The 6,031-nt window shown below is 43.1% G+C and carries 5 protein-coding genes; 2 read left to right on the forward strand and 3 right to left on the reverse strand.

What is annotated here, in order from left to right; translation table 11 throughout:
- Together AB4232_RS06120 and AB4232_RS06125 are read left to right on the forward strand one after the other, a co-directional pair.
- Positions 1-317, forward strand: a 317-nt coding sequence (locus AB4232_RS06120) for a GH36-type glycosyl hydrolase domain-containing protein (RefSeq protein ID WP_372086611.1), incomplete at its 5' end; no start/stop codon positions are given.
- 74 nt (positions 318-391) lie between these two features.
- Positions 392-1,804 carry a phosphoglucomutase/phosphomannomutase family protein gene (locus AB4232_RS06125; RefSeq protein WP_017103854.1) on the forward strand — a complete coding sequence of 471 codons (1,413 nt, stop codon included), beginning with the start codon at positions 392-394 and terminating at the stop codon, positions 1,802-1,804.
- 157 nt (positions 1,805-1,961) lie between these two features.
- Here AB4232_RS06125 and AB4232_RS06130 read toward each other — a convergent pair whose 3' ends face one another.
- The 3 genes from AB4232_RS06130 to AB4232_RS06140 all read right to left on the reverse strand — a co-directional run bounded on the left by AB4232_RS06130 (position 1,962) and on the right by AB4232_RS06140 (position 5,875).
- Entirely contained in the window at positions 1,962-2,990 is a 1,029-nt protein-coding gene (locus AB4232_RS06130; protein ID WP_372086613.1) for an ABC transporter ATP-binding protein, read from the reverse strand.
- Positions 2,990-4,615, reverse strand: coding sequence for an ABC transporter permease (locus tag AB4232_RS06135; RefSeq protein WP_372086615.1), 1,626 nt, complete (start codon positions 4,613-4,615; stop codon positions 2,990-2,992). Before AB4232_RS06135 ends, AB4232_RS06130 begins: the two co-directional genes overlap by 1 nt.
- Positions 4,616-4,858: 243 nt before the next feature.
- On the reverse strand, positions 4,859-5,875 hold the full coding sequence (locus AB4232_RS06140) for a Fe(3+) ABC transporter substrate-binding protein (protein WP_012604721.1): 1,017 nt from the start codon (positions 5,873-5,875) through the stop codon (positions 4,859-4,861).
- Positions 5,876-6,031: the final 156 nt, after the last annotated feature.

A 6,031-nucleotide genomic window follows, 5' to 3' on the forward strand; every position in this document is an offset into this window, starting at 1 on the left:
ACCAAGACCACGGCCGTGCAAACCACCCTTGGTTAACAGGTACGTCGGGTTGGGCTTACTTTGCGGTAACCAACTTCATTCTTGGTGTTCGCACAGGCTTTGAAGGCTTAACGATTGATCCTTGTATCCCGACTGACTGGCCAGAGTTCGAGGTAACTCGTCAATGGCGTGGTGCGACTTACAACATCACAGTGCAAAACCCGAATGCAGTAAGCAAAGGGGTTACCTCTATCACTATCAACGGTGAGTCAGTTGAAGGTGCAATCCCAGTACAAGCAGAAGGCAGCGTGAACGACGTTGTCGTTGTTCTAGGCTAGTCACTTAATTTAACGAACAGCTCTTGCCTCAAGTCTTTATCGACTTGAGGCAATGAGACTAAAAGGATTTTCTAATGATTAAATTTGGTACAGGTGGCTGGCGCGCTTTCATTGGTGAAGAGTTCACCAGAGACAATGTTCGCCTTGTAGCGCAAGCGCTCGCTAACATCATCAATAATGAAGATGCAGCCAAGAATGGCTTCGTTATCGGCTATGACCGTCGCTTCCTTTCAGATAAAGCGGCATGCTGGTTTGCAGAAGTACTTGCGGCGAACAACATCAAAGTAAGCTTCATTGATAAGTTCGTTCCAACACCTATCGTGATGTTCCAAGCAAAAGAGATGGGATGTATTTACTCTGCGTGTATTACCGCTTCTCACAACCCAGCGGACTATAACGGCATAAAGGTGTTCATTGAAGGTGGCCGTGATGCTGACGAGATCATCACAGAGAAGATCGAACAGCAAATCGCAACACTGACCAACGAAGATGTTATACGAGTCGATTTCGAACAAGCGTTAAACGACAAAGAAATCGAGATCATCAACCCGATGAACGACTTTGTTGATTCAATCATCAACTTCATTGATATCGACTCGATAAAGAAAGCCAACCTGCGCGTACTGATTGATCCAATGTTTGGTGTTGCGAAAAATGCTCTGCAAACCGTACTGATCAACGGTCGCTGTGATGTCGATGTAATCAACGATGGTAAGAACCCAGACTTCGGCGGTCTTATGCCGTCCCCAAATGCAGCAACGCTATACCGCCTAAAACATTTAGTGGCAGCTGAAGGCTATGATATTGGTATTGGTACCGACGGCGATGCCGACCGTTTGGGTATCATCGATGAGAAAGGTCACTTCATTCACCCTAACGAAGTGCTGCTACTGCTTTATTACTACCTGCTGGAATACAAAGGCTGGAAAGGCTCTGTAGTACGTAATATCGCAACCACACATCTACTTGATAAAGTCGCTGCGGATCATGGTGAAAAGAGCTTTGAGGTTCCTGTAGGCTTCAAGCATATCAGTTCTCAAATGGAAGCCGACGACTCACTGATTGGTGGTGAAAGCTCGGGCGGTTTAACCATTCGAGGTCATATCAAAGGTAAGGATGGCGTATTTGCTTCAAGCTTACTGGTTGAGATGATCAGTGTAACAGGTAAAAAATTATCTGAGTTACTTGATGAAATCTACTCTAAGTATGGCTATGCCTACACGGCAGAAGGAGATTGCCAGTTTAAGCCTTCAGAGAAAGAAGCGCTCTACACCAAGATTTACGTAGAGAAACAACTGCCTGAATTTGAATACGAAATTGAAAAAGTTAGCTATGAAGATGGTGCCAAGGTGTACTTCAAGAATGGCGGCTGGGTGATCGCTCGTTTCTCAGGAACAGAGCCGTTACTGCGAATCTTCGCAGAAATGGAAGATAAAGACACTGCAGAACGTGTTCTTCAAAAAGTGAAAGACTTCCTCTCTCTATAGACTTATAGAGTGCAGCAGTTTTGAATGGGACTTAACAAACCACTGCCTTGTTAACCCCTATAGGTGAAGAACTCTTGCCCAGTACTCTGTATCAAAGTGCTGGGCTTTTTTACGAATGCATTTTACTTTTCGGCAGAACGATACTCACTGCGTATCATTAAAACGCCAATACACCTTTGGTATCTACTTTGACGGTGACTGGCATACCAACACCTAGAGCCTCAGAAGACGTTGCTAACAGTTTCTGACCGTTAGCTTCAATCACATAACGACAGTGGTCGCCCATAAATTGTTGTTCCAACACGGACAGGTTACTGTCGACATCATGACTCGCCACGATATGCTGTGGTCTTAGTAACAACGCACATTCAGCTCCCACTTCAATCTGAGTTTGTGCTTTCGCTTCTATCAGACCCAAGCTCGTTTCAAATTCATTATCTGAAATACGCTTTGCATTCAAGTAGCTACCACCACCTAAGAAATCAGCAACAAACTTACTCGATGGGTGGAAGTACAACTCAGATGCAGAACCATATTGCTCAATCACACCATGGTTCATTACCGCCATTTTATCTGAAAAAGCGAATGCTTCTTCACGGCTGTGCGTTACAAAAATAGCAGTAACACCCTGCTTTTTAAATATTTTACGAATCTGAGAGATCAACTCATGGCGAACTTGAGTATCAATATTTGAGAAGGGTTCATCCAATAATAATAAGTCTGGCTTGTACGCTAAAGAACGAGCAATCGCTACGCGCTGCTGTTGACCACCAGAAAGTTGATGTGGGTATCGGTCACCGAATTCATCTAAGTGAACTAGCTCCAACATCTCTTGAACTTTCTCTTTCTTTTGCTGATCAGAGAGACCTTTGAGGCCAAAGCAGATATTCTGGTTTACCGTCAAGTGCGGAAACAGGGCGTAATCTTGAAAGATCATTCCGATGTTTCTCTGCTCAGGTGGTAACCAGTTGTCTCCATCGTCGATGGTTTGACAGTTCAAGCTCATGACACCACTACTCAATGGAAGCAAACCGGCAATCGCTTTAAGCAGCGTAGTCTTACCACAACCACTGGCACCAAGCAGACAAACAATTTCACCATGCTCAACTTCTAAAGAAAGAGATTCCAAAATAGTTTGGGACTCGTACTTACAAGTCAGATCTTTAATTGATAATGCACAACTCATTAGTGTTTCTGCTCCAAGGAACGGTTTACGATAATCAGAGGAATTAAACCCACTAACACCAATAATACAGCAGGCATCGCCGCCAACTCTAGGTGCTCATCTGAGGCATAGTTATAAACATAAGTCGCCAATGTTTCGAAATTGAAAGGGCGTAGCAGTAGTGCCGCATTTAACTCTTTCATTGATTCGATAAACACCAATAATCCGGCGATCAATGCGCCTCGTTTAATCAAAGGTAAATGAACACGACGTAACATCTGGTTGGTATTGCAGCCCATTGTTTTAGATGCCATATCCAATGAAGGAGAAACTTTACTCAAGCTACTTTCAATGCTGCCAATTGCAACCGCTGAAAAACGCACGACCATGGCAAAGATAAGTGCAAACATAGAACCAGAGAAGATCAAACCTGGTCCTGTCCATTCCATCACTTTTGCAATGTCGTTGACTAAATGATCCATAAACAAAACTGGGACCATCACACCAATGGCTAACACGGTGCCTGGAACGGCATAGCCCATGGAAGCGATACGCATGTAAGCCTGATTTTTATTACTTGGGCTAACACGTTGATTGAAGTTCACAATCAAAGCAATAACGACACCAATAATTGCAGCAACTACCGAAACATAAAGGCTATTAACGGCATACTCTCTAAATTCAGGGGTCCAGCTTTGAGCAAAATATTTGTAGGCATAAATCATTAACTGGGCAAGAGGGAACAAGAATGCGACGCACACCAACCCCCAGCACCAAAACAATGCTAACCACTTCTTCCAACCGGAAAGGTCGTAACGAAAATCTTCACGACTACTGAATTGATTCTGGAATAATTTCTGTTTGCGACGGCTGTATCGCTCTGAACTCAATAGTAGGATCACAATAATCAGCATAATCGCCGATATTTTCGCAGCAGCCGTTAAGCTTGAGTAACCTAACCAAGTATCGTAAACCGCAGTCGTTAAGGTATTGACAGCAAAGTAACTTACGGTACCAAAGTCACCAATGGTTTCCATTGCAACCAGTGATAGACCGACCGCCATTGATGGACGAACAAGCGGCAAGGAAATACGACGAAAGCTTTCCCAAGGTGAACACTTTAACAACCGAGCGGATTGCAATAAGGAGACATTTTGCTCCATAAAAGCCGCGCGGCATAGCAAATAAACATAGGGGTAGAGAACAAGTGACAGAACAATAATAGCTCCGAACAAGGTTCGAATGTCTGGGAACCAGTACTCTCCGGGCCCCCAGCCTGTTAAATCTCGTAGCAGAATTTGAACCGGACCAGCAAAGTCGAACCAATCGGTAAAGATATACCCGACAATATAGCCTGGCATTGCTAATGGCAGCACTAACGCCCACTGTAAAACGCGTTCTCCTGGAACACGGCACATTGCCATAATCCAAGCTGACGGAATACCAAAAGCCAAAGACAGGAATAAGGTTCCTATGACTAAAACCACCGTATTATAAGTATAGGTGGGCATTACTGTGGACATAAGATGAGAAAATAGCTCATCTGTTTCTCCAACAGCAGTCGTAAAAATCGCTAAAATCGGTAAAACCAGCAATACAGCAATGATGCAGCTACTGGTGTTCCATAAATAATTCTTTTCTTTCATCGCCTAACTACAACGAGGCTTAATGAAACACAAATGCATTTGCAAATACATCTCATATCCTTTTAATGGGGGGTTATTTATACCCATATACTGTAATGACTTCAAGGTGAGATGCTCATAACTCTGGGGATTAACGGGGAGCTTTGTATCAAAAAGTGATTTTCCAAAACAAAACAACCCCAAGTTACCGAAATGGCGACTTGAGGCTGTCATTTTACTAGGGCCGAAGCCTACAGTAAAAAATTATAGATCGAACTTAACTTCGTCTAGTAGCTTGATTGCAGCTGCGTGGTGGTCAGCAATCTGGTCTAGAGAAATTGTATCAGCTTTGAATTCACCCCAAGAAGCAACAAGCTCTGAAGGTTTAACATCAGCTTTAACTGGGTATTCGTAGTTCACTTCTGCGTACATGCCTTGCGCCACGTCACCAGATAGGAATTCCATCAGCTTAACTGCGTTCTCTTTATTTGGAGAGAATTTAGCCATTGCCATACCAGAGATATTTACGTGAGTACCTGTTGTCTCTTGGTTAGGGAAGTTAAGGTAAACAGCGTCAGCCCAAGCTTTTTGCTCTTTATCGTTAACCATCTTACCTAGGTAGTAGCTGTTACCAAGAGAAACGTCACATAGACCTTCTTTGATCGCTTTAACTTGTGCACGGTCATTACCTTGAGGCTTACGTGCTAGGTTTGCTTTTACGCCTTCTAGCCATTCTTTCGTTTCAGCTTCACCTTTGTGAGCAATCATCGAAGATACTAGAGAAACGTTGTATGGGTGCTTACCACTACGTGTACAGATTTTACCTTTGAATTCTGGCTTAGCTAGATCAGCGTAAGTGAAATCTTCACCTAGACGACCAACACGGTCACGAGAAGAGTAAACGCTACGTGTACGAGTTGTTAGAGCGAACCACTCGTTAGCTGTGTCTTGGTACTGAGCTGGGATATTCTTTTCTAGAACATCACTTTCTACAGCTTGAACTAAACCTTTTTCAGTTAGCTCAGATAGACGGCTGATATCAACAGTTAATACCACATCAGCTGGGCTGTATTCGCCCTCTTGAGCTAGCTTCTCTGCTAAACCTTTCTTAGCAAACTTAACATTCACCTCGATGCCTGTCTCTTTTGTGAACTCATCAAACATAGGTTCAACAAGGAAAGGTTGACGGTAAGAGTATACGTTTACTTCTTCAGCAGCGATTGCAGCCGTTGGTGCGATTGCGCTACATGCTAGAGCTGAAAGAGTTAGCAATTTTTTCATTGGTAAAGTCCTTTATATCGAAATGATAATCTATATCAGTTGCGTTATTATATTTATTAAAATATTAATTTCAATGATAGAGCACAAAAAAACCTGCTCATGAGAGCAGGTTTCAAGTGGGTAATATGTAAATATTTGTAAATTATGGATTAATAC

Origin of the sequence: Vibrio sp. 10N.286.46.A8, assembly GCF_041470165.1 — a bacterium.
Taxonomy (GTDB): Bacteria; Pseudomonadota; Gammaproteobacteria; order Enterobacterales; family Vibrionaceae; genus Vibrio; species Vibrio tasmaniensis_A.